We start from the raw sequence: 24,023 nt of genomic DNA, 5'->3' as shown, positions 1-24,023 counted from the left end.
TGCGTGGCTATGACTTCAATGTACTTTCATGTTTGCTTCAGCCAAATAAGCTTTTTTCGATGTCTTATTCCATAAACACAGTTCTTGCGCTGTTTTGTTTTTCATATGTGCTTGCGAATATTTTCCTTCAATCAAGACTGCTGAATATCCAACACGATCATCAAACAGCATGACATTGCTCACTGTCTTGGCATTTTTAAGTTGGCTCGCTTTTATACAAGCCGCTTTTATTTCCTGATCATGCTTGTTCCATGCCTGTTCAGAACTTGCAAAAGTTACGCTGCTCATCACAGTAGAACTTGCTACAAAACCTAAAATAGCAAAATATTTTAATAATTTACGATATCTTAATGTCATGGTCAGTGTCCTGAAAATTCGAGTGTCTAAACCTATACTGGAACAATCTCATGAGAGAATCTAGCAATTTACACATGTTGTAACAGCACATATTCAGGATTACACATAGTTCTCATTTGCGTGGCTTGAGCCTGTTTAAATGAAATACAATCCTGTCGATTTAGCATAAAGAATAATACGTAAAAATCTTTCTATATCTTTGATACTGCCTTTTGGTTTAGACCTGTTTCGCTTGTTTTTTAGGATGTCCCGTTATTAACCTTGATTTGATTACGGATCAAGCCTGTAGATTTTCTACTGGCTTTAACGAAAATTTATCGTTTGCTCAACACACGGTTGAACTTTAATATGATTTTAAAATGAGCTAACTCTTTCATATTTCGAATGACATTAAGAGGTAAAAATCATGACTGAGAAAGTCGCTATTGTTACGGCCGCAGGAAGTGGTATGGGTGCAGCAGTTGCTAAAAAACTAGCCGCAGATGGATATAAAGTTGCAATTCTATCATCATCAGGTAAAGGTAAAATTCTTGCAGATCAACTGAATGGCTTAGGTGTTACTGGATCTAACCAATCAATAGATGATATTCAACGCCTTATTGATGAAACGCTTGCTCGTTGGGGACGTATAGATGTTTTAGTCAACAGTGCTGGACATGGCCCACGCAAAGGAATTTTGGAATTAACAGATCAAGATTGGCATGATGGCATAGATACTTATTTTCTCAATGCTGTACGCCCTATTCGTTTAGTGATTCCGATCATGCAACAACAAAAACACGGCGTGATTGTAAATATTTCCAGTGCATGGACATTTGAGCCTAGTTCACTATTTCCAACGTCTGCCGTTGCCCGTTCAGGATTGGCAGCTTTTACCAAGATTTGTGCAGACACATATGCTATTGATAATATTCGTATTAATAATGTCTTACCTGGGTGGATTGATAGCCTACCCAAAACAGATGAAAGAACCAATAGTGTTCCAATGAAACGATATGGTTCAACAGAAGAGATTGCAGCTACAGTGGCTTTCCTTGCGTCGGATGGTGCTGCTTATATTACAGGACAAAATATCCGAGTAGATGGTGGTCTAACTCGCTCTGTATAACGACGTTTAATAAAAATTTGAAGGGATATAAATGATCTATACATTATTCCTTCAAGATTTGAACTAACCGAATCATCACCAATAAGTATCTATTTGTATGTTTGCTCAGTACCTAAATATTCGATACACCACTGCCAAATTTTATCGACTGTACTATTTAGATGTGAGCTTTTTTTTCTGACCAGATAATAACTTGGTTCAACAATTTTTGTTTCCGAAGTGACTTGGACGAGCTTTCCTAACTGAATATCTGCATCTACAAATGCTCGGCATGCTAAAGCAACCCCTTGCCCAGACAAAGCCGCATCTAGTGCCAGCGTGGTTTGATTAAATATAGCTCCAGATAACTTAGCGTTAGTGTTCAGAAAATTTGGCCAATGATCATGGGCATCGCGTAGCAATGGCATGTTTATCAACTGTTCAAGTTGCAAAGGAAGTGTTAAATCCTGAATAAAATCAGGACTTGCTACAGCAATAAGTTCCTGATGAAACAATAATCGTGTTTCTAGATTTTCTGGAAATGATTTTTGGGTGAGCCTGATAGCAATATCAACTTGATCACGATCAAAATCTGACATAACTTCAGTTGCAAGCGTGCATAAATTGATATCAGGCAGTACTGTATGTAAATCACCTAATCGGGGGATCAATATTTTGGTTGCAATCGTTGGTGTTACACTAATGGTTACTCGATCTGGCTGATCGAATAATGATTCTGTTGATTCAGCAAGAATATCAAAGGCACGCGTTATATCGACCAGATACTTTGTTCCCTCAGGAGTCAAAGATACTCCCCGTGGAAGTCGTTGGAATAGCGTAACATTTAGATGATCTTCTAATGCTCTCACCTGTTGAGCAATCGCACCCTGAGTCACTCCCAACTCATCGGCAGCAGCGCGAAAACTTAACTTTCGGCCAGCTGTTTCAAATGCACGTAAGGCATTTAAAGATGGCAGTTTTCTACGTGATACCATAAACACACAAGCAAGTAGTTTTTCTACACTCTAATTTTTTTGTGAATTGTATACAAGTCATTAAAGGGGCTAAATTTGCTATGCAGGTCTCTTTAAGCGATGTTATGGCTTGTGATCTTGGAAAGCCCTTCTCTATCAAAAAACATATCTTGTACTTTCTCTATTTTTGTGTATGATTGAGTAATCACTCAATTAATATTTTTGTATATGGCCCGTCCACGTAGTGAAGATAAACGTAATGCAATTTTAAATGCTGCGATTGAAACATTGGCAGAACTAGGAGAGCGTGCGTCTACCTCAAAAATTGCCAAAGTCGCTGGTGTAGCAGAAGGTACTTTGTTTACTTATTTCAGTAATAAAGAGGAACTACTTAACCAGTTATACCTTTTGCTAAAGGCCGAACTGCGCCAGGTCATCATGCTCAATTATCCGAACAACTCAGACTTGCAAACTCAACTGTTTTATATCTGGCAAAGCTATTTGGACTGGAGTTTAGATGCCCCACTTAAACGTAAAGTGATGGCGCAACTATCGACTTCTGAACAAATTACGGAACAGAGTAAGCAAATCGGTATGCAAACTTTTTGTGATTTTACTAAGACCATTCAAGAACACATCGATGAGGGAAAATTAAGAGATTACCCACCCTTGTTTATCGGTTCAATTCTGGGTGCATTAGCTGAAGTTACACTCAATTTTATTGCCCAAGATGCATCTCAGGCTGATCTTTATCGTAAGTCAGGTTTTGAAGCATTTTGGCATGCAGTTTCCGTGTAGATAAAGACCAAAGTAAGGATGTGCAGCATTCTTATTTTTTAAATCAATTAATGAGTGATTAAATACTCATTTAAATAAATCAAAATAAGTACTTAACTCGAGTTCTTATTTACAGATATAAGTTGTTCCACTCAAGGAAAACAAAATGACGATTTCGAACACAACAGACTTGTCTTCTACCTTCATGTCATCACAGCAGCATAACGGGAAATTTAGCAATACACGCCCAAATCTGCACGCACATTCTTTCGGAAAAACGCTCGGCTTAATGTGGAAATTTTTATTTAACAAGCCCAAAAATACGGTGCCAAACCGAGAAATTCCTGTTCTAAGTTTATCAAAAGAACAACTTATGAGTGCCCCAGACCGTTCTCTATTTCGTCTTGGGCATTCGACCATTTTATTAAAATTGCGTAATGAATTTTGGTTAACCGATCCTGTTTTTTCTGAGCGTGCTTCACCTTTTCAGTGGATTGGCCCAAAGCGTTTTCATCAACCACCAATTAGCATTGCTGACTTACCGCCGATTAAAGGCGTGATCTTGTCACATAATCACTATGACCATCTCGACTACCATGCAGTAATCCAACTCAAAGACAAAGTTGAACACTTCTTAACACCGCTTGGCGTTGGTGACGCACTGATTAAATGGGGCGTGCCGGCAGAAAAGGTACAGCAACTTGACTGGTGGGACACGACTCATGTAGATGGTCTTGAGCTGATTGCCACCCCTGCCCATCATTTTTCAGGCCGTGGTATGGGTGATAGCAATGCAACACTTTGGGCATCGTGGGTAATTATTGACAATGATCTACGGGTGTTTTTTAGTGGTGATACGGGTTATTTCAATGGATTTAAAGAGATTGGACATCGTTATGGCCCTTTCGATCTTACCATGTTAGAAACTGGTGCCTATGATCCAGAATGGCCAGATGTTCACATGCAACCTGAGCAAACTTTACAAGCGCATATCGATTTAAAAGGACGTCATTTGTTGCCTGTTCATAATGGGACTTTTGACTTGGCACTTCATGCTTGGGATGATCCATTTGAGCGTATCGTGGCTTTAGCACATCAAAATAACTTGGCGATTAGTACGCCTCAAATGGGTGAAATATTGAACTTAAACGAGCCGAATGCCGAAAACTATTGGTGGCGTTCGTAATTTTTTCAATTATTTTTAAATTATTTATATAGTCAAATTCTAGGTGAAAAGTATTTAAATTCAGTTGTATAAAACTATTCTTTTGATCCATTCAATCTCTTAATAAAACTAAGACTAACTTTGTCCCAGTTTTATTCTTGACTACAAACACAGACTATATTAGTCTGTGTTTGTAGTTGATCAATTATGAAATTAAATGGCTTATATCACTAGTAGCGTCGAGTATGCGATTCACTGTCTTCTTTTTCTTGTAAATAATGAAGATAAACCATTGAGTAGTAAGGATTTGGCTGAATTGCAAGGTGTCTCGCCAAGCTTTATGGCCAAGATTTTTCCTAAACTTGAAAAGGCAAAGCTTGTTTTAGCACAAGAAGGTATTCGTGGTGGGTATTTACTGGCTCGACCTGCTCATGAAATCAGTTTTCTTGATATTGTGAATGCAATTGAAGGTGAAAAACCACTTTTCGAATGCCAAGAAGTTCGTGGCAAATGCGCGGTCTTTAATAGTGCTCCCCCTGATTGGGCAACACATGGAGTATGTGCCGTACATGCAGTTATGCTACAGGCCGAGAAAGCTATGCGAGATGCATTAGGCGCACATACACTGGGTGATATTGCTGACCGTTTTGGTCGTTATGCCCCTGATGTATTTTTTAGTGATGTAAATGGCTGGATCAATGAACGCATCGAAGGAAGAACAGCAAAAATGCGGAAAAGTAAAATATCAAGGGATATTCCCGACTAAAGCGTGATAGGACTTAGCGTCCTAACGTAATTACTTCCCTAATCTTTTTAACCCCCCTTCTCAGATTTTTCGAACAGTCAGAGAAAGGATTCGCTCATCCTGAATTTTATGATGAGTTGGAATTTGTATGTTCGAATGAATCGACCAAAAGGATCATTAAATGAGTAAGCGTATTATTATTGCCGGTTCTGGCTTTGCTGGTCTATGGGCTGCACTTGCCGCACAACGCGCAATTCATTTGGCTGCACAACAACAAAATATTGAAGTGGTGATGATTTCCCCTAATCCGAATGTTGATATTCGTCCCCGTCTTTATGAAACTGTACTTGAAAATATGTACCCTGACATTTTAGAGATATTAAATGTCGTTGACGTTAAGTATGTCGCTGGCTGGGTAAAAGAAGTGAATGCTGTGGCCCAAAATCTTGTGATTACAACAACTCACGGCGATACACAAAGCTTGAGTTATGACCGTTTCATTTTGGCAACAGGAAGTACCGGCTATATGCCGCCTATACCTGGCCTTAAAGACTATGGATTTAGTGTCAGCACATTAGAAGATGCGAAGAAACTGGATCAACATCTTAAAAGTTTAGCTAATAAACCTGTCAGTGCGGCACGTAATACAGTCGTCGTTGCTGGTGGTGGACTTACGGGTCTTGAAACAGTGACTGAAATGCCTGAACGCCTGCGTAGCATTTTAACTGAAACCGATATTCGTGTAGTTTTGGTTGATTCATCAGCAGAAATTGGTTCAGCAATTGGTGACGAAGCAGCAGCTGTGATTCGTGAAGCGCTCACCGAACTCGGTGTTGAAGCTAAAGCTGGGTTGCGGGTTACTGCACTTGATGCCACTGGTATCACCCTTTCTAATGGTGAGAGAATTGAGACCGAAACTGTCATTTGGACGGCGGGTATGCGAGCAAATTCACTTACTGCTCAAATTGCAGGTGAAAAAGATAATTTGGGGCGTATTTTAGGTGATGCTTATTTACATGCGCCTGAAGCAAAACATATTTTTGTGACGGGCGATACGGTAAAAGTTCCGACCGATGATTTAGGTAATTTCAACGTCATGTCTTGCCAACACGCAATGAGCTTAGGCCGTGTCGCAGGCTACAATGCAGCCGCAGAGCTGGTAGATTTACCATTACATCCGTATAGCCAGCCCAAGTACGTGACTTGTGTTGATTTAGGTCCATGGGGTGCGCTATATACTGAAGGTTGGGATCGACAGGTTCAATTTGTGCGTGAAGAAGCGAAAAAAATTAAGCAAGAAATTAATACGGTATGGATTTACCCGCCAGTCGCAGACCGTGAAGCAATTTTTGCAATTGCAAACCCTGATTTTGTTATTGTTCCTTAACATAAGCTGTTTGAAAGCCTCAGAAGTAGAGAGCCACTTTTGAGGTTTCATTTTGACTTATTATAACTCATGACCTTGTTGTATCTTCTAGCACAGCCATCTCACTTCGGTCGTTGAAGTAGTGCTTTGTGTGGGATTAGCTTGAGCGAGAGCACGCAATAAAAAGTCAGCTTGTTTTTGGTTATCTCCTTCAAGTACAACCTTATCGCCTGAACTGATTAACGTTTCCAAGACTTGAATAATATTTTTTCTAGGAATCACAACACCATCAGTATATTGACGTACTTGTTCTAGTTTCAATTGTTTAGCATGTCGACGTTTCGTCCATAGATTTGCTTTATTTTGAACAGAACATTCCATGTGCTTTTCCTTGGTAACGATGACTTACCTTATGAAAAGCTTTTTCTTATGTCTGATCAATCAACCTAAATTCAATACCATTAACTTGAAGTTAATGAGTTTGTACGATGCATTGCCTCTTTTTTCAATAGTAAAAAATAAACATAAGTGGCTTTAATACTTTGCTCACTTATTGAAGCTTAAAATTATCCATCCATATTTTACTAGTTTTGTTGGCTCTGAATGAAGCCAACAAAAAAGTTGCGGCTCTACTTCTACAAACGCTCAAACACATCACTTCTTCTTATGTAATAAAAAACCCACCGAAGTGGGTTGCAAAATGAACGGTATGTTGTGTGGTAAGAGATAAAATTATTATTGTCACGTTGCTATGAGCTCTTTTTTGTTCTTCTAAAATTAGCTTAATCGCTGTTCATGACAATCCAGTGTCACCCAATCTCTCTATCCATCAAATATCTTTGTGCGATATGCACTGATTGATCTTGTTTAGGCTGGCATTGTAACCACGTTCCATCTGCTTGAAGCTCCCATGCTCTGCAATTGTCTTTCAAATAATTTTTCAAACCATCTTCAATAATGAGTTTTTTTAGCTTTTTGTCTTCAATTGGAAAACAACATTCAATTCGTGAGAACAGATTACGCCCCATCCAGTCCGCACTAGCACAGTACAACTTAACCTCACCATCGTTGTAAAAATAATAAACACGGGTATGTTCTAAATAACGACCCACGATTGAGCGGACTCTAATATTTTCTGAAAGCCCTTTTACTTGTGGTCTTAAACAACAAATTGAACGGATAATCAAATCGATCTGAACACCTGCCTGTGATGCTTTATAAAGCGCATTAATCAATTGCGGTTCGGTCAAGGCATTTACCTTGATTATGATCTGCGCTTTTTTTCCCGCTTTACTATTTTCAATTTCCTGTTGTATTAATTCAATAAGTTGGGAGTGTAAGGTGAATGGAGCATGGAAAAGTTTTTTTAATTTTGCCATTTTCCCCATCCCTGTTAACTCCTGAAAGACTTTATGTGCATCCTCACAAATTTCATCATCACTGGTTAATAAACCATAATCGGTATAAATTTTTGCATTGGTCGCATGATAGTTTCCTGTGCCTAAATGCACATATCGTTTGATTCTGTCTTGCTCTCTGCGTACCACTAGAATCATTTTGGCATGGGTTTTATAGCCAACAATTCCATATACAACAACTGCTCCTGCTTCTTGAAGTACATTGGCTACTTCAATATTTGATTCCTCATCAAAACGTGCTCTTAATTCAATAACCGCTGTTACTTCTTTACCATTTCTTGCCGCCTCTGCAAGAATTTTGACAATTTCAGAGTCTGCACCACTCCGATACAGCGTCTGTTTAATCGCAAGTACTTTGGGATCATAGGCTGCGTCTCTGAGCAGCTTGATCACAGGAGCAAAGCTATCAAATGGATGATGTAACAACACATCTCCAGCTTGAAGCACATCAAAAATTGGCTTTTTGGTATAGAGTGCTTTTGGGATTTTTTGTTGGTAGGGCTGGAATCGTAATTCTGGTAAATCAAAATTAGAAATGAAACGGGCCAAATTGACAGGACCATCAACAAAATATAAATGTTCTTTTTCTAATTCAAATTGTTCCAACAAATAATCTGCAATATGCTCAGGACAGTTCTTATTGACTTCCAATCGAACGGCGCGCCCAAAACGTCGTGCTGATAATTCTCCTTTGAGCGCAATCGCCAAGTCTTCAACATCTTCTGATACGGTTAAATCGGCATTACGTGTCACACGAAATTGATAGCATCCCGTTGCTTTCATGCCTGGGAACAAATCTGCTATATGTTCCTGAATAATCGCAGAAAGTAAAATGTAATGTTCTGAATTACCTGAAATTTGATGTGGTAATTTGACCAATCGAGGTAATGATCTCGGTGCTGGTACGATAGCTAAATCAATTTCTCGTCCAAATGCATCTTTTCCTTCTAAAGTCACAATAAAATTCAGACTTTTATTAACCAATCGAGGAAATGGATGTGCAGGATCTAAACTTATCGGTGTGACAACAGGTTGTACTTCATTAAAAAAATAATCTTTAATCCATACCTTATGCTTTTCTAGGATGTCAGCATATTGGATGAAATGGACTCCATGACCCTGCAATTGTGGGAGAATGGAATGGTTTAATATTTTATATTGTTGTTCTACTGCCTCATGAACGACTTTAGAAATTTGTTGTAATACTTCCGAGAGAGCTGTCCCTTCGGGCCCTACCGTCTGAGTCGACAAATTCATTTGTTGTATTAGGCTTGCAACACGGATTTCAAAAAACTCATCCAGATTGCGAGAAAAAATAATTAAGAAATTAAGGCGTTCAAGTAGTGGATGCCCGTCATCTTTTGCCTGTGCAAGCACTCGCTTATGAAACTCTAATAATGATAATTCTCGATTTATATAAGTTTCCAAACAGTGTTCCTGACCATTTGTTAGTGCATGCATAGAAGTCATGAGTTACTCTAAATTATATAAAAGTGATTTTTCTAATACGTGATTAGACATAAATTTTTCCATTGTTTATTTTGTGCCGATTACATTGCAAATTAATGAAAATCCCATTTTTTATTCAATCATCCCCAATATATGAAAAACCTATTCATTTTAAAAAATACTTAAATAAATCAATCATATATAATAAATTCATTAAATTAGAGTTAAGTTCACTAGATATAAATGTACATACGACATTTCTCTAAAGTTACTTGTATAATGAGCTATGATCTATTTTTAATTCTGATATGAAAAATCCCTTTTCTGACAACACCCAAATTAAAACGGTTTCTAGTTTTTCTAAGCTTATCAATACCAGTTTTCAAGGTGATATGAATGCCATTTGCTGGCATCGAGATTTGTTAGGTGATTTTCAAGAGATTGTGGCTAAACTTGAGTTAAAAGAAAATATTACAGAAGTATCTGTTGAAGATCTTTTAGCGTTACAACTTTCAGAACAAGGCAGTCAGGCAAGAGAGACTATCTTGAATGATATACAGCGCTTAACTGATTTAGGTGCATCACCGTGCCTTAATCTACTTAAATGCTACGAACGCGATGAAGACCTCGATTTCATTTCAACCGATGTATATTCATATCATGTGGATCGGTCACCTATCGAAACAGATACTTTTTTATGTACGTATTACGGTCCTGCTAGCGATATTCTGGCTCACGATCAAGTTGAACAGAAAATTTTGGTTCCAGAAATTAGAGCAAAACTCAAAGAATTATATGATGGTCCAGATGCTGAGTTTGAAACGTTCCTCTCAGAGTATTTTTTCGATCTACACTACCAACCTCAACCAGATGCAGAACCAGTGAGTTTAGGCGTAGGCCATCTCTGGCGTTTAGCAGTAGATCATCCAACACAACAGGCTTTCCCCTGTGTTCATAGGGCGCCAGTTGAAAAATATGGTGAGTGTAGATTGCTGTTGATTTGTTAAGCATCAATCATATTACAGCAGGCTAACATGAGCCTTAATGTTGCCATTTTGGTGCAGACACATTAATCAAATAAATTTATGCGCCATTTTAAAACTCACTCAGCAATTTTTTAGCTTTTTGCCCCATTCGATGTCGTTATCAGTGTGGATTTATCGTTATATTTAAAGCGATATAGCGATAAAGTAGTCAGTCGTACATTACTGTTCTTTTTAAGCCATCAATTGGCATATTAGTTGCTTATTTTAAATCGCACACATCACTCTGCAGCCAACGATGCCTGCTTGTGTTTATTCGAACTCGTGAGTCGTAAAAGATCGCTAGTCTCAAATTCTCATTTGCTTAGTCTTTTTAAAGGTAATCATCATGGCTGATTCAATCAAAACCGTTTGTCCATATTGTGGTGTGGGCTGTGGCATGGTTTTACAAGTTGAAAGTGGCCAGGTTGTTAAATTATCAGGTGATAAAGAGCATCCAACTAATTTTGGTCGTTTATGTACAAAAGGATCTTCAGCAGATAAAGCCCTACGTAATTCAGGGCGTATGGAAAAAGCTTATGTGCGTAAAGAACGCACCGATGAGCGAGTAGCACATACAAGCGACTTAGCAATCAAACAAACAGCTCAGCGTTTACGCCAAATTATTGATCAGCATGGCCCAAATGCTGTTTCTTTTTATGTATCTGGACAGATGTCCATAGAAGCTCAATATTTAATTAATAAACTATCAAAAGGCTTTGTTGGTACCAATAATATCGAATCCAATTCCCGCTTATGTATGGCAAGTGCTGGCAGTGGCTATAAACTTTCTTTGGGTGCAGATGGTCCTCCAGGTTCTTATCAAGACTTTGACCATGCTGATGTGTTTTTTGTCATTGGCGCGAATATGGCAGATTGTCATCCGATCCTCTTTTTACGGTTGATGGATCGAGTCAAAGCAGGTGCAAAGCTGATCGTTGTAGATCCACGCCGTAATGCGACTGCAGATAAAGCGCATCTGTTTATGCAGATTAAGCCAGGCACAGATTTAATCCTACTCAATGGGTTATTACATTTGCTGTGGAAAAATAACCATCTCGATCATGAGTTTATTCAGGAATACACTGAAGGCTGGGAACAAATGCCCGATTTTCTGGATGAGTATACCCCTGCTTATGTGGCAGAGAAAACCAGCATTGAGGAAGAAAAAATTCGCCAAGCAGCACAATGGATGGGTGAAGCAAAAGAGTTTATGAGTTGTTGGACGATGGGGCTTAATCAAAGTACCCACGGGACATGGAATACCAATGCTATTTGTAACTTACACTTAGCGACAGGAAAAATTTGTCGCTTAGGGAGTGGTCCTTTTTCTCTGACAGGCCAACCCAATGCAATGGGGGGACGTGAAATGGGATATATGGGGCCAGGCCTCCCCGGTCAACGTTCAGTTTTGATAGAGAAAGATCGAGATTTTATCGAGGAACTTTGGCACATTCCTAAAGGTACCCTAAGCACCAATTTAGGTAAGGGTACAATTGATATGTTTGAAAGGATGAAGGCTGGTGAAATTAAAGCCTGTTGGATCATTTGTACCAATCCCGTTGCAACCGTGGCCAATCGTAAAACTGTGATTGAAGCTTTAGAAGCTGCGGAATTAGTCATTACGCAAGATGCATTTTTAGATACTGAAACCAATCGCTATGCAGACATTATGCTTCCCGCTGCATTGTGGGCTGAAGCTGAAGGCGTCATGATCAACTCAGAACGCAATATGACATTAATGCAAAAGGCAGTTGAGCCTCCTGGTGATGCATTAGCTGACTGGCAAATCATTAGTCGTATTGCTTGTGAAATGGGTTATGCTGATGCTTTCAGCTATAGCTCAGCATCAGAAATTTTTGATGAAATCTGTCTTTGTTCGAATCCCAAAACCGGTTATGACTTACGTGGGGCAAGCCATGCTCGGCTGAAAGAAACACCTTTACAATGGCCTTGCCCGCCTTTAGATCAGCTGAATGGAAGCGATGACCGCCACCCTATTCGTTATTTAAACGATGGTATTAGCCAAAAATTATTAGCTCCGGAAGAACATAAAGCCAAACCACGTTTAATTTTCCCAACTGAGCGAGCTAAAGGTGTGTTCTTTGCTCGGCCGCATTTAGACCCTGCCGAAATGCCAGATCAGGATTTCCCCTTTGTTTTGAATACCGGTCGCTTACAACATCAATGGCATACCATGACCAAAACAGGGAAAATTCCCATGTTGAATAAGCTGAACGCTGGGCCATTTGTAGAGATACATCCCGAAGATGCGGCAAACTTAAATATAAAAGATAAACAACCTGTAGAAATTCGATCAAGACGAGGTAAAGCTGTTTTACCTGCTGTTGTTACAGATCGCGTACTCGCCGGAAACTGCTTTGCGCCTTTCCATTGGAATGATTTTTTTGGTGAAGATCTAGCTATCAATGCAGTCACCAATGATGCGATTGATCCAATTTCACAGCAGCCTGAATTTAAAGTATGCGCCGTATCGCTAACCCCAGTTGCACCGACAGAAACACTACTTGTTGCGGATGCGCTGAAACAGCAAAAATCTACAGTTCAAAACTCAGTAATCGCAGACACGGCCGATTCAGTAGCAGAAATATTTCAGAGTACAGATATGTCAAAACCAAATGTTTTTGCTACCAGTCTTGGAATAGAAACTGTATCGCCACCTTGTTTCGATGATGCTGAAAAAATCTATTTAGCTGGTTTTATTGCTGCATTACAAAGCTTGCCCGTGTTGCCCAATAGTATGCCGACTTTACCCGCGAATGCTCCCATATCAGATCAAGCAAAATTATGGTTGAATGGCATGCTGGCTGGCTTATATTCACGTGCAGCTCTCGACTTTGCAGTATCTCTCAATCCTCATGAATTGGCGCTATCTAAAACGACAGCAACTCAAAAACCTAAAATCACCTTGATTTGGGCATCTCAAACAGGCAACAGTGAAAGCCTAGCTGAAGGCTTTAGTCAAAAAATTAAACAAGCAGGCTATGACGTTAATTTTCAAGAAATGTCTAACTTCTCTGTTGATCAGCTGGAAAAAACTGATCACTTGCTTTGTATCAGTAGTACATTCGGTGATGGCGATGCGCCTGACAATGGTCAAAACTTCTGGGATGACTTAAATAATAAACAACTTAGATTAGACCACATTAAATACAGCGTTCTGGCATTGGGTGACCCAAACTATGATCAATTTTGTGGACATGGCAAACGACTTGATGAAAAATTAGCGGCTTTGGGTGCTCAGCCAATTATTGCCCGAAGCGAATGTGATACGGATTTCCAAGAAAAAGCTGAGCAATGGCTATATACAATTTTAGCGAAAATCAGTACATCTACAGTTGAAGCAGAAGTCCCCGTAGTCACCTTACTTTGGGCATCGCAAACAGGAAATAGTGAAGCTTTAGCCGAATCTTTTGCTGAGAAAATCAAACAAGCTGGTTGTCAGGTCAATGTCAAAGAAATGAATAGTTTTTCTATTACGGAGCTGAGTAAAACACAGAACCTATTATGTATTAGTAGTACCTTTGGAGATGGGGATGCACCAGATAATGGACAAAATTTCTGGAATGATTTAACCGCTCAAGCAGACATTAAACTAGATCATCTCAACTACAGTGTTTTGGCCTTGGGTGATCCTAATTACGATCAGTTCTGCGGGCACGGTAAAAAACTAGATCAAAAACTCGCCGAATTAGGTGCATCCCGTATTTTTGATCGAATTGATTGTGATACCGATTTCCAAGAAAAAGCCGAGCAATGGCTTAACACCATCTTAAATAAATTAGCAGAATCGACAAAGATCAAAGCTGCACCCTCACCTTTAAAGCCTCAAAAGACTGATTTAACAGCACCAAGCAAAACTAACCCATTTCCTGCACGGCTTATACAAAATGTCAGATTGAATCAGCAAAGTTCCAATAAAGACATACGTCTATTTGCCTTTGATATTGAAAATTCTGGAATTACCTATGAGGCCGGCGATGCGTTAGGGGTTTGGCCACAAAATTGCCCTGAGCTTGTCAATGAGCTGTTAAGTATTACTAAACTAGATGGTAATAGCCTTGTGTCAATGGTTGACCTAAAAGGTATGTCTTTAAGACAAGCGCTTAGCGAACGTTTTGAAATAGCCAAGCCTCAATTAAATGCTTTAAGACTGATTGCCACTAAAGGCTGCTATCAACGTTTACAAGATTTATTAGATTATCCAGATAAAAGTGAGTTGAAAAAGTGGCTCTGGGGCAAACAACTGGTGGATGTTTTGAAGGAGTTTCCGATTAAACTATCAGTGAATGAGCTCATCAGTATCTTGTCTAAATTGCAACCTCGCTTATATTCAATTGCTTCAAGTCCTAAAGCATATCCAACCCAAATTCATTTAACTGTTTCAGCTGTACGATATGAACAGCAAGATATTTTGCGTAAAGGTGTATCTTCAACATTTCTCGCTGATCGGGCGGAACAATGCTCAATTCCGATCTTTGTACAAAAGTCAGCGTCATTTCATCCACCTGTTGATAGTGAGATACCGCTTATTATGGTTGGACCAGGGACAGGTATTGCACCTTTTCGTGGTTTTCTACAAGAGCGGCAAGCACTTGGTAAAGCCAGTAAAAATTGGTTGTTTTTTGGGGAGCAAAAATCAAGTACAGATTTTTACTATCAAGAAGAACTCAAAAAGTTCCAGTACGACGGTGTATTAACCCGCTTAGATCTCGCTTTCTCTCGTGATCAAGATCAAAAAATTTATGTGCAAGATCGTATGCGAGAACAAGGCGCCGAACTTTGGCAATGGCTTGAACAAGGTGCTTATTTCTGTATCTGTGGAGACGCGAGCCGTATGGCAAAAGATGTAGATGCCGCTCTAAAGGAAATTATCGTGCGACATGGCAACAAATCAGAAGATGAAGCCAATACCTATGTATCGAACATGAGTCGTGATAAACGTTATTTAAGGGATGTTTATTAATAACCCTAGGTATTGAAAAAATACAATTTGCCCTGTCAGTTGGTGATGGTGTTTTTTAAAGCATGAAAAATGTGAGTGCTGTTCATAATAAAAATAGCACCATCAACGCGACTGATTGTGGTTAATGGTGCGTTTATTTAATATATAATTTCTTGCAAATTAGATGCATCCATTTACCAGTTTATTTTTAAACCGAGTGAACCATTCAGCGCTTCACCTAAATTTCCAGCACCATATCCACCGCCTGCCCAATATTTTTTATTAAATAGATTATTGATATTGGCATTCAGTACAGCATCATACTTATTGAGTTTAAAGTTATAAGATGTTCCCAAATTGACAAGCGTATAAGCAGGAACTTTCATCTGATTAGTATTGGTAATATATGAAGATCCATTATAACGAACGTTCCCGTGTACACTTAAGCCTTCAACCATCGGAAAGCTATACTCAGCACTGGAAACGGCTTGCCATTTTGCAGCAAATGCAGGGCTATTTCCTTCAATGGCTTTATTTTCATCAGATACACGATTAATTTCACCGTCTAAATGAAGTAGCCCTAAACCTAATTTCAATTGATCGGATGGTCTATATGTCCCATTCATTTCCCAACCTTGATAGGTTGTCAGACCATCTTGGGTCAAATATTTTAAGCTATTGCGAATAACATCCATCGCTTCTACACGCTCAACTTTAAATAAAGCTGAGCTCAAGCTAAATTGATCAAGATCATATTTAAATCCAACTTCATACTGTTTACTAACGGTGGCATCCAGTTGTTCACCCGCATTTGCATACGGCGCTTCAATACGTTGCCCCCGTTCAATTCCTTCTACATAACTGCCATAGATAGTCGCATCTGGAATCGGTTTATAAATCAAAGCAGCGGTAGGTGTCGCCTTTTTAGTGCTATAACCATTTCCAGAGCCACTTGCTGCTTCATTATCAAAATAGGTATAACGCACGCCGAGAATAGCTTGCCACTGTGTCCCAAAATGAAGCGTATCGCTTAAGAAACCATAAATCTGACTCTCTGGTGTACTTTCGGGTGATAAATAAAAATTAGGCGTATGCGTTATTTTGTAATCAGGTTTTCGGTAGATATTACCCTTAAAATAATCACCCCAGAAAAATTCTGAATATTTATCAAAATTTCGGATATAGCCTGTCCCCGCGACTAGCTCATGTTGAATTGATCCAGTTTGAATATTGCCTGTTAGTTGCAACTGATTTAAGAAGTACTGTGATAAACCCGCAAAGCTATATAAATTCCCATCGTAATCTCCTTGCTCGTTGGCAAGGTTAGCAAATATTTTATTTGATAGATGTTTCTTGCGGGTATAACCAAAGTCATATTTGGCAGTCCAGTCATCATTGATTTTCCACTTTAAATTTGTAGAAGCAACCAACGTCGCTGTTTTATAATAAGAACCATCAATGTTGATGTGATCATAATCATATTTGATTTTAGGCAGTTTTCCATTGCTACCAATCACATCATAACTATCAAGATAGAACTGAATTGGCTCATGTTTTCGATTGTTATATTCGTAAACAACATTGCTTTCCCACGTTAAATCATCTGTTAACTGTTTATCGAATGCAAATGATGTCACAAAACGGCTATTGTCTGTTTCATTATATGCCGTCCCAGTATCGCCCCCCAGTGTGAAACGATAGTTTAAATCCAGACTGTCCAAATGATTACTATTGTCGACATAAGCAGAAAATAAACTCGAATTGCGATAATCAAGCTGTAAACTGCTTTTTGGTGTTGTTGTTGGGCGTTTTGTTTGATAACTGATTGCTCCTCCTGGTGTGCCAAAGCCATACATAAAGCCCGTCAACCCTTTTAAAGCAGTAACACTTTCAGCAACTTCTACAGGAAAATCACCGCCCCAAGATAAATACACAGGAACACCATCAACATAATAGTTGCGGACGCCTAATCCACGAATTTGGGTGCCCCACCAATCGGTGGACATCGAGTTGGTTGGTGTATAAACAGATGCATCATTGGCAAAAATCTGTCCTATCGATTTTGCACCGCGCTTTTCAATATCACTACTTTCCACTACGGTTATCGAAAAAGGGGTATCTAAAATCGACTTATTGCCCAAAACACCTGACTGAGTTTGTTTTTTTAATCCTTGGGGCTGGTCTTCCGCAGAAACTTTAATCACGGGAAGTTGAGAAGCATCAGCCGATTTTTCTGTACCATTTACTGCAATATTTTTAAGCTGTCCGACTTCGCGTATTTGTTTGGGTTGCTGTGAGGTTTTTTTTATTTTTTCAATGCTCCAACCACCATGGTCTTGCTGAACTAATTGTAATTTTGTACCTTTTAAAAGCTGTTCAAATCCTTCTGTGACACGATAAGAACCCGCTAAACCTCGTGTATACAGTCCGTTGGTTAAGTTTGGATCAAATGATAATGCGACGCCAGATTGCATTGCAAAACTGGATAATGCTTGTCCTAACTGCCCTGATCGAATCTCATAGTGCTGTTGTGTTTGCTTATCGGCAGCAAAGCTTGTGGCTGAAATACCGCATATAGCACTGAGTATTGCGATCCCGATTGCTTTTGTAAGTACGGTTTTTCCCTGTTGAGCGTACATGTTTTCCCCTAGTCATTAACAATGATGTGTTCCTTATCATCTATGCCAGTTGAGAATCAAAATCAGCTCATAAAAAATGATATTTTTCTGTTGTTTATTCTGCTGCTTGGATATGGGTGAAATAGCCACCTGCATATTGCTCAATTTTAAGACCGTAAGTTTGTGCAAGCATTGCATAGGCTTTTTCTAAATGATCAATTGGATAGGTTCCTGATATTTTAATGTTTTCAACATCAGTATTGGTTTTTATCATGCCTCTTTGATAGGGTTGTAAACGCGCAACAAACTCTTTTAAGCTCATTTCATTCACCATTAAAAAGCCCTTCGTCCATGCAATACTGCTTTCCTCATAGAGTTTTATTTGATCGATATGATGCTCATTAAAGGCAAGCTGCTGCCCTGCTTCAACGATTTGCTTTTGTTTTGATTGCTGAGCTGAAACGCGGACCTTTCCTTGTGCCACAGTAACCAGCGAATATTCAGGCACCATTTTCACTAGATATTTTGTTCCTAAGGCTTGTGCTGAGCCTTGTTCGGTATTCACCACAAATGGGCGATTAAGTTGGTCATGTCGAGTTTCAATCCAGATTTCACCTTTGCGTAAACGAATAGTTCGTTGCTGGTTAGTATAGTCAACATCAATGGCAGAAGAGGCATTCAGTAACACGATTCCACCATCTGGCAAAGTAATACTTTTGCGTTCACCAGTGCCACTGCGATAGTCCGCAAACCATTGCATCTGCTGATTGGTAAAATACAGACTTGAACATAATGGAACAAATGCCAACAACCATAAATATTTCTTATGATACTGCTTGGATGAATAACTCACTTTTTGTACGACAGGTATCACAACATCTATAGGAACATGTGAAAATTTTGTTTGTAGTAATAGCGCCTTTTCCCAAACCTTTTGATGCACTGTGCTCTGTAACTGCCACTGCCGTAGTTGTTCAAGTTCATCAGATGAAAGCTCGCTTTCTTGAATGCGTATGAGCCATTCAATCGCTTGCTCTAAAATTTGTTGCTTATCCAAATTGGACATGAGCTTAGATATCCTCAGCAGCTAACATTGCTTTCAAACAATGGAGGTAAGCTCGCCGAATATTGCGTTTCACGGTACTGACTGAAATATCCAAGCGATCTGCGATTTCTTGATATTTTAATTTTTCTAACTGGGCATATAAGAACGTTAGAACCACGCTATAAGGTAACTCAGCTAATAGCGTCATAACCTCTAATAAGGTTTCAATAATTATGATTTGATGTTCTGGTGATGGTTGTTGTATTTCAGGTTGCTCGATTAAAACCTCAAGATAAGCACGTTCTACTTCCTTTCGCTGTAACCAGTTCACCATGAGCCCTTTTGCGATATTGACAAGATACGCTCTGGGTTGCTGAAATTCTAATTGTTGTTGTCGCGCCAACACACGCAGAAAGGTGTCTTGCGCTAAGTCTGCAGCATCTGCTGAGTTTCCTAGTTTTTTATATAACCAGTGATAAATCCACGTGTGGTGCTGCTGGTATAGCATTGAAATTTGTTGGTCTATCGCAGGAGATGACATCAAATACGCCATTCGGTTATACAAATAATAATTATTATCATTTAAAGTCTTTCTAAATTCAATGTAATTTACGACTAAACTTCCAACCCGGCGCTCACATTGCAATGATAATTCAATTCATTTTTTATTTTTGCCAAAACTCTAAAAAAAGGAACATTGTTGTTCCTTTTTTCTAGTATGTAATCTAGCGTTGAATATCTAAAAATTAACTTATGCTTTTACAAGATATTGATCTAGATTTTTAAGTGCCAAGCTGATGTTTGATAAAAGGATTTGTTCTGAATAGCCATCTCTTGCCTGTACAGACAAGCCATGTAAAACCAACCCATAATATTGTCCTAATTGTTCAGGATCGGCATCCTCCAGCAATTGGCCATCCTGTTTAGCTTGCTCAAAACGTTGAATAAGACCTTCAACACGCTCAAGACGCTGCTGTTTCATCCAGACTAGAAGGTTTTGATTTTCTTCACTTAATACACTTGCCGAAGAAACAACCATGCAACCATAAGCATGATTTGTTTGAGTGTATAACTTGATCGCTTCTTGAAATAATTGGGTCATTACCGCTTTGATATTTTGCTGCTGCAATGCTTTTTTTGCAAAGCCACCTTCATTTTCTTCGTAATGTTTAACAGCCTCTCTGAAAAGCGCTTCTTTTGAACCAAAGGCTTTGTATATACGCGCTGAAGCAATACCCAAAACCTCAACTAAATCTGACATGGATGTTCCTTCATAGCCATGCTGCCAGAAAAAATCTCGTGCTTTGACCAACGCTTTTTCTCGATCAAACTCTCTTGGTCGACCCGCCATAGTGCTTCTTTTATCAAATCTAGTCTTTTTTTATTATTAATCGGAAAAATATTTTTCGCAAATAAATCAATATGATTTGTTGTATCTAAGCCCAATTTTTGACATTCATTTGAAAAAATGAGTTGTTTTTAAAGAATATTCAGCCTATTGTTTGTCAATCGACAACTAATTGAGTTTCAAAGATGCAAACAATCAAAGGCCCAAGTATTCATCTCGCGCAGTTCAGTGATAATGTTTTCCCATTCAACAATTTAGCAAGTATTGCAGCGTGGGTTGCGGACAATGGCTTCAAGGCTGTTCAACTTCCTGCTTGGGATAAACGATTATTTGATGTCAATTTAGCAGCGGAAAGTCAGAATTATTGTGATGAGATCAAAGGCATTTTAGATCAAAACGGTTTGCAAATTAGTGAGTTAAGCACACATATTTTTGGTCAGTTAATGGCAGTCCATCCCGCTTATGACGCATTATGTGATGGTTTTGCACCCGCATATTTGCATGGAAAACCAACAGAAAGAACCCGATGGGCTGAACAACAGATGTTAGCTTCGGTTCAAGCTTCTGCACGTTTAGGGCTACATGATATGGGAACTTTCTCTGGTTCTTTAGCATGGCCTTATATCTTTCCCTTCCCGCAACGTCCTGAAGGGCTGATTGAAACAGCTTTTGATGAACTTGCTCGCCGTTGGACTCCGATCTTAAATGTCTGTGATGAATATGATGTTAATCTTTGCTATGAAATTCATCCTGGTGAAGATCTGCATGATGGCATTAGCTTTGAAATGTTTTTAGAACGCACCAATCATCACCCACGCTGTCAGATCTTGTTTGATCCTAGCCATTTTATTCTTCAACAACTGAACTACTTAGAATACTTAGATATCTACAAGGACTTCATTCGTATGTTCCATGTAAAAGATGCTGAATTCACACCGACAGGCCGCCAAGGCATGTATGGTGGCTATCAAAATTGGGGAGATCGAGCTGGTCGCTTCCGTTCCACAGGTGATGGTCAAGTTGATTTTAAAGCGATTTTCTCAAAATTAGCACATAACGATTATCAAGGTTGGGCAACGTTGGAATGGGAATGTTGCCTAAAAAATAAAGATGATGGTGCACGTGAAGGTGCTGAATTTATTAAACAAAATATTATCCATGTGACCGATAAAATATTTGATGACTTTGCCGCTACGCCAGTAAATCAATCACAAATCAACCAATTATTGGGCATTTAAGCGTAGAACGAGAAATAATGATGACGACGCACACTGAAAAATTATCAAATCAATTTAATCATCACTATATCCATATTGAAGCTAAAAAATTACATTACGTATCCACAGGAAATGGCCCCGCTGTTTTACTGATTTCGGGGTGGCCGCAAACATGGTATGCATGGCGACATGTCATGGCTGAGTTGGCTCAGCATGGTTATCAAGCGATTGCGGTTGATCCACCTGGAACTGGATATTCAGCTCCACTGGATGGTCATTATGATACTGGACGCATTGCCGCAATTCTATCTAGCCTGATGTCTGAACTTGGACATCATCGCTATGCCGTTATTGGGCATGATATTGGGATGTGGGTGGGTTATGCACTTGCCTGCGACTTTCCTGAATCCGTCACTCATCTTGCTCTCACAGAAGCTGTTATTCCGGGGTTGGCTCCACCGCCCCCAATTTTTGTTCCACCTGAACAGAATATTTTTCTCTGGCATTTTATGTTTAATCAGATTAGCGATTTGCCTGAAGCTTTAGTGATGGGGCGTGAAGAAACCTATCTCAATTATATTTTTGATAAATGGTCATGGCATCGAGATAAAGTTGCTGCTGAAACTTATATAGAGGCGTATAAGGTTTCTGGGCGTTTAACAGCAGGTTTTAATTACTATCGCGCCATCCCTGAAACTATTCGTCAGAATAAACTAAGGGAAACCAAAACTTTAGACATGCCCGTATTCGCAATCGGTGCCGAGCATGCCACAAATGATGCGCCTTATGAAACCATGAAAAAAGTGAGCACTCAGTTATCGAGTGCAATTGTCAAAGATTGTGGTCATTTCATTATGGAAGAACAGGCAGAAGTATTTTGTTCATTGATCCTTAATTTTTTACAGCAGGGAAAAGCAAGATGACTTTAGATACTGAAATCAAAAATTGGCTTAAGTCTCAGTCTACATTACCCGCTGCAAATACATTAGATGAACTCAGAGCACAAGTAAATCAATCAATTATCCAACAACAAGGCGTTGAACGAGACTCATCTTATCAACATAGCTTTAGGGTGATGACTGAGGATCAAGCGGAAATTGAAGTTCGTGTTTATGTTCCCTATGCCTTAGAACATGTACAACAACGCCCCGCTATGGTCTTTGCCCATGGCGGTGGATGGTGTCTTGGCAGCCTAGATGCATGGGACCGTGCTTGTCGTTTATTGGCTGAATCAACGGCGCAAGTGATCTTTTCCGTCGACTATCGTTTAGCGCCAGAAGTTAAATTCCCGATACCATTAAGCGATTTTTTTACTGCATTGTCTTATATTCAGCAAAATGCTTCGATATTTGGTCTTGATAAAAACCGTATTGCAGTGGGTGGAGACAGTGCTGGAGCAAATATTGCAGCAGCGGCTTGCCTACTGGCAAAACAACATCCAGATATTAAAATCAGGCATCAACTGCTGTTCTACCCAGCCTTAGATGCCACCATGAGTAACACTTCTTATCAAACATATGCACAAGGATTTGGCTTAACGACTGAAACTATGGCTTATTGTTGGGATCAATATCTTAATGTTGAGTCTGACAAAGTAAATGAACTTGTCAGCCCTTTGCTCGCACATTCATTACAAGACCTACCTGATGCCACGATTTTTGTATGTGAATACGATCCACTTCGGCACGATGGTGAAAAGTATGCAGAGAAATTGAGAGAAGCTGGTGTCGGTGTGAAATTCCACCTGTTAGAAGGCATGATTCATGGTGCGATTCATATGTTAGCGATCACATCAGCTGCGAAAGCAATCTATGACAAAGTTCGAATCTAAATAATGGTGTGCGTTTAATAACGTAGCCATTTTATTTGTTTAATCGTCCTATATCGATGCAGGTATAGGACGATTTACTTTCAACTTAATAAAAAGAAAACACGCGCTAGACCAGTTCCTTGTCTCGATAATTCTGGATAAACTGCTCAATTTTAGGGGGAATTTCACGATATTGCTTCTTGATTGCCAGTTCCATCAATTCTATTTGGACTTGCTCTTGTGCAAGCATATAGTCTAGAAACTCACGATCTGCTTTTGTTCCTTGAGCATGGACTTGTTTTAAATCTTCCATATAAACTTTGGTTTTTGAATAAACCAGTTTAAGTAATTCATCCAATAAGAAAGATGGCGTTGAACTAATCAGTGATGCTTTTGCCTTCGTCAAAAAAGATGGTGTTGCATCGAGGCCTAACTTCTCTGCATATGCAAAATAATGTGCTGTATTGAATCGTTCTAACTTTTCATAGGCACTCCAGAAAATATATTCTTGTGTTCCCTGTACGCGATTGGCGATACGTACAATTGCGCTAAGCGCAAAAGCACGATTTTGCAATTCATAGTTAATTCCATTTAGAAACTGTTGAGACCGCATATTTATTCCTTATTCATTAGAATGAAGATCATGTAATTCAAGGCGA

General features: G+C 39.2%; 18 protein-coding genes and 1 pseudogene. 10 read left to right on the top strand and 9 right to left on the bottom strand.

All coding sequences use genetic code 11. The annotated features are described in order from the left end of the window. Positions 1 to 15: 15 nt before the first annotated feature. Positions 16 to 357 (bottom strand): hypothetical protein, encoded by a 342-nt coding sequence (locus tag A7P55_RS15995; RefSeq protein WP_171552868.1) that lies wholly within the window; start codon positions 355 to 357, stop codon positions 16 to 18. Positions 358 to 763: 406 nt separating this feature from the next. Between A7P55_RS15995 and A7P55_RS15990 the strand changes: the two genes are divergently transcribed. Continuing rightward, a complete protein-coding gene (locus A7P55_RS15990; RefSeq protein WP_171552867.1) occupies positions 764 to 1,465 on the top strand; it encodes an SDR family oxidoreductase in 702 nt (233 codons plus the stop codon). A gap of 89 nt (positions 1,466 to 1,554) precedes the next feature. Here A7P55_RS15990 and A7P55_RS15985 read toward each other — a convergent pair whose 3' ends face one another. Beyond that, positions 1,555 to 2,439, bottom strand: coding sequence for a LysR substrate-binding domain-containing protein (locus tag A7P55_RS15985; protein ID WP_171552866.1), 885 nt, complete (start codon positions 2,437 to 2,439; stop codon positions 1,555 to 1,557). A gap of 207 nt (positions 2,440 to 2,646) precedes the next feature. Here A7P55_RS15985 and A7P55_RS15980 point away from each other — a divergent pair, with 207 nt between their 5' ends. The 4 genes from A7P55_RS15980 (at position 2,647) to A7P55_RS15965 (ending at position 6,492) form a co-directional block, all read left to right on the top strand. Continuing rightward, positions 2,647 to 3,216: a TetR/AcrR family transcriptional regulator gene (locus tag A7P55_RS15980; RefSeq protein ID WP_171552865.1), complete on the top strand. Its 570-nt coding sequence runs from the start codon at positions 2,647 to 2,649 to the stop codon at positions 3,214 to 3,216. 145 nt (positions 3,217 to 3,361) lie between these two features. Further along, positions 3,362 to 4,381, top strand: coding sequence for an MBL fold metallo-hydrolase (locus tag A7P55_RS15975; protein WP_171552864.1), 1,020 nt, complete (start codon positions 3,362 to 3,364; stop codon positions 4,379 to 4,381). A 196-nt stretch (positions 4,382 to 4,577) separates the two neighbouring features. Then, positions 4,578 to 5,126, top strand: a complete 549-nt coding sequence (locus tag A7P55_RS15970) for an Rrf2 family transcriptional regulator (protein WP_171552863.1) — start codon at positions 4,578 to 4,580, stop codon at positions 5,124 to 5,126. 160 nt (positions 5,127 to 5,286) lie between these two features. Further along, complete coding sequence (locus tag A7P55_RS15965) at positions 5,287 to 6,492, top strand: FAD-dependent oxidoreductase (RefSeq protein ID WP_171552862.1); 1,206 nt, start codon at positions 5,287 to 5,289, stop codon at positions 6,490 to 6,492. Between the two features lie 132 nt (positions 6,493 to 6,624). Here A7P55_RS15965 and A7P55_RS15960 read toward each other — a convergent pair. Both A7P55_RS15960 and ppk1 read right to left on the bottom strand, forming a co-directional pair. Further along, positions 6,625 to 6,852 (bottom strand): annotated as a pseudogene (locus tag A7P55_RS15960) (malonate decarboxylase subunit alpha); the annotation flags it as partial. Positions 6,853 to 7,280: 428 nt separating this feature from the next. Then, on the bottom strand, positions 7,281 to 9,359 hold the full coding sequence (ppk1, locus tag A7P55_RS15955; protein ID WP_171552861.1) for a polyphosphate kinase 1: 2,079 nt from the start codon (positions 9,357 to 9,359) through the stop codon (positions 7,281 to 7,283). Positions 9,360 to 9,646: 287 nt separating this feature from the next. Between ppk1 and A7P55_RS15950 the strand changes: the two genes are divergently transcribed. Together A7P55_RS15950 and A7P55_RS15945 are read left to right on the top strand one after the other, a co-directional pair. Beyond that, a complete protein-coding gene (locus A7P55_RS15950) occupies positions 9,647 to 10,345 on the top strand; it encodes a DUF1826 domain-containing protein (RefSeq protein WP_171552860.1) in 699 nt (232 codons plus the stop codon). 364 nt (positions 10,346 to 10,709) lie between these two features. Continuing rightward, positions 10,710 to 15,347 (top strand): molybdopterin-dependent oxidoreductase, encoded by a 4,638-nt coding sequence (locus A7P55_RS15945; RefSeq protein ID WP_171552859.1) that lies wholly within the window; start codon positions 10,710 to 10,712, stop codon positions 15,345 to 15,347. 173 nt (positions 15,348 to 15,520) lie between these two features. On the opposite strand, the gene A7P55_RS15940 is transcribed toward A7P55_RS15945, so the two are convergent. The 4 genes from A7P55_RS15940 to A7P55_RS15925 form a co-directional block, all read right to left on the bottom strand. After that, entirely contained in the window at positions 15,521 to 17,965 is a 2,445-nt protein-coding gene (locus A7P55_RS15940; RefSeq protein ID WP_171552858.1) for a TonB-dependent receptor, read from the bottom strand. A gap of 94 nt (positions 17,966 to 18,059) precedes the next feature. Further along, positions 18,060 to 19,010, bottom strand: coding sequence for a FecR domain-containing protein (locus A7P55_RS15935; protein ID WP_171552857.1), 951 nt, complete (start codon positions 19,008 to 19,010; stop codon positions 18,060 to 18,062). Between the two features lie 4 nt (positions 19,011 to 19,014). After that, complete coding sequence (locus A7P55_RS15930) at positions 19,015 to 19,530, bottom strand: sigma-70 family RNA polymerase sigma factor (protein WP_171552856.1); 516 nt, start codon at positions 19,528 to 19,530, stop codon at positions 19,015 to 19,017. Between the two features lie 210 nt (positions 19,531 to 19,740). Further along, a complete protein-coding gene (locus A7P55_RS15925) occupies positions 19,741 to 20,340 on the bottom strand; it encodes a TetR/AcrR family transcriptional regulator (protein WP_171552855.1) in 600 nt (199 codons plus the stop codon). 182 nt (positions 20,341 to 20,522) lie between these two features. Between A7P55_RS15925 and A7P55_RS15920 the strand changes: the two genes are divergently transcribed. From A7P55_RS15920 to A7P55_RS15910, 3 genes are read left to right on the top strand one after another with little or no spacing between them, the layout of a single operon-like run. Beyond that, the gene (locus tag A7P55_RS15920) at positions 20,523 to 21,575 is read left to right on the top strand and encodes a sugar phosphate isomerase/epimerase family protein (RefSeq protein WP_171552854.1); all 1,053 of its coding nucleotides are present in this window, start codon (positions 20,523 to 20,525) and stop codon (positions 21,573 to 21,575) included. A gap of 17 nt (positions 21,576 to 21,592) precedes the next feature. Continuing rightward, positions 21,593 to 22,477, top strand: a complete 885-nt coding sequence (locus A7P55_RS15915) for an alpha/beta hydrolase (RefSeq protein WP_171552853.1) — start codon at positions 21,593 to 21,595, stop codon at positions 22,475 to 22,477. After that, on the top strand, positions 22,474 to 23,385 hold the full coding sequence (locus A7P55_RS15910) for an alpha/beta hydrolase (protein ID WP_171552852.1): 912 nt from the start codon (positions 22,474 to 22,476) through the stop codon (positions 23,383 to 23,385). Before A7P55_RS15915 ends, A7P55_RS15910 begins: the two co-directional genes overlap by 4 nt. 106 nt (positions 23,386 to 23,491) lie before the next feature. Here A7P55_RS15910 and A7P55_RS15905 read toward each other — a convergent pair whose 3' ends face one another. Next, entirely contained in the window at positions 23,492 to 23,977 is a 486-nt protein-coding gene (locus A7P55_RS15905; RefSeq protein ID WP_171552851.1) for a hypothetical protein, read from the bottom strand. Positions 23,978 to 24,023: the final 46 nt, after the last annotated feature.

The organism is Acinetobacter sp. Ac_5812 (assembly GCF_013072695.1).
GTDB lineage: Bacteria > Pseudomonadota > Gammaproteobacteria > Pseudomonadales > Moraxellaceae > Acinetobacter.
The sequence above is the reverse complement of the archived record's forward strand: the minus strand, read 5'-3'. Positions and strand labels throughout refer to the sequence as shown.

Bases quoted from the DNA above. Each gene is read 5' to 3' on its own strand.
- A7P55_RS15995 (WP_171552868.1), bottom strand. From the start codon at position 357: ATGACATTAAGATATCGTAAATTATTAAAATATTTTGCTATTTTAGGT.
- A7P55_RS15990 (WP_171552867.1), top strand. From the start codon at position 764: ATGACTGAGAAAGTCGCTATTGTTACGGCCGCAGGAAGTGGTATGGGT.
- A7P55_RS15985 (WP_171552866.1), bottom strand. From the start codon at position 2,439: ATGGTATCACGTAGAAAACTGCCATCTTTAAATGCCTTACGTGCATTT.
- A7P55_RS15980 (WP_171552865.1), top strand. From the start codon at position 2,647: ATGGCCCGTCCACGTAGTGAAGATAAACGTAATGCAATTTTAAATGCT.
- A7P55_RS15975 (WP_171552864.1), top strand. From the start codon at position 3,362: ATGACGATTTCGAACACAACAGACTTGTCTTCTACCTTCATGTCATCA.
- A7P55_RS15970 (WP_171552863.1), top strand. From the start codon at position 4,578: ATGGCTTATATCACTAGTAGCGTCGAGTATGCGATTCACTGTCTTCTT.
- A7P55_RS15965 (WP_171552862.1), top strand. From the start codon at position 5,287: ATGAGTAAGCGTATTATTATTGCCGGTTCTGGCTTTGCTGGTCTATGG.
- ppk1 (WP_171552861.1), bottom strand. From the start codon at position 9,359: ATGACTTCTATGCATGCACTAACAAATGGTCAGGAACACTGTTTGGAA.
- A7P55_RS15950 (WP_171552860.1), top strand. From the start codon at position 9,647: ATGAAAAATCCCTTTTCTGACAACACCCAAATTAAAACGGTTTCTAGT.
- A7P55_RS15945 (WP_171552859.1), top strand. From the start codon at position 10,710: ATGGCTGATTCAATCAAAACCGTTTGTCCATATTGTGGTGTGGGCTGT.
- A7P55_RS15940 (WP_171552858.1), bottom strand. From the start codon at position 17,965: ATGTACGCTCAACAGGGAAAAACCGTACTTACAAAAGCAATCGGGATC.
- A7P55_RS15935 (WP_171552857.1), bottom strand. From the start codon at position 19,010: ATGTCCAATTTGGATAAGCAACAAATTTTAGAGCAAGCGATTGAATGG.
- A7P55_RS15930 (WP_171552856.1), bottom strand. From the start codon at position 19,530: ATGTCATCTCCTGCGATAGACCAACAAATTTCAATGCTATACCAGCAG.
- A7P55_RS15925 (WP_171552855.1), bottom strand. From the start codon at position 20,340: ATGGCGGGTCGACCAAGAGAGTTTGATCGAGAAAAAGCGTTGGTCAAA.
- A7P55_RS15920 (WP_171552854.1), top strand. From the start codon at position 20,523: ATGCAAACAATCAAAGGCCCAAGTATTCATCTCGCGCAGTTCAGTGAT.
- A7P55_RS15915 (WP_171552853.1), top strand. From the start codon at position 21,593: ATGATGACGACGCACACTGAAAAATTATCAAATCAATTTAATCATCAC.
- A7P55_RS15910 (WP_171552852.1), top strand. From the start codon at position 22,474: ATGACTTTAGATACTGAAATCAAAAATTGGCTTAAGTCTCAGTCTACA.
- A7P55_RS15905 (WP_171552851.1), bottom strand. From the start codon at position 23,977: ATGCGGTCTCAACAGTTTCTAAATGGAATTAACTATGAATTGCAAAAT.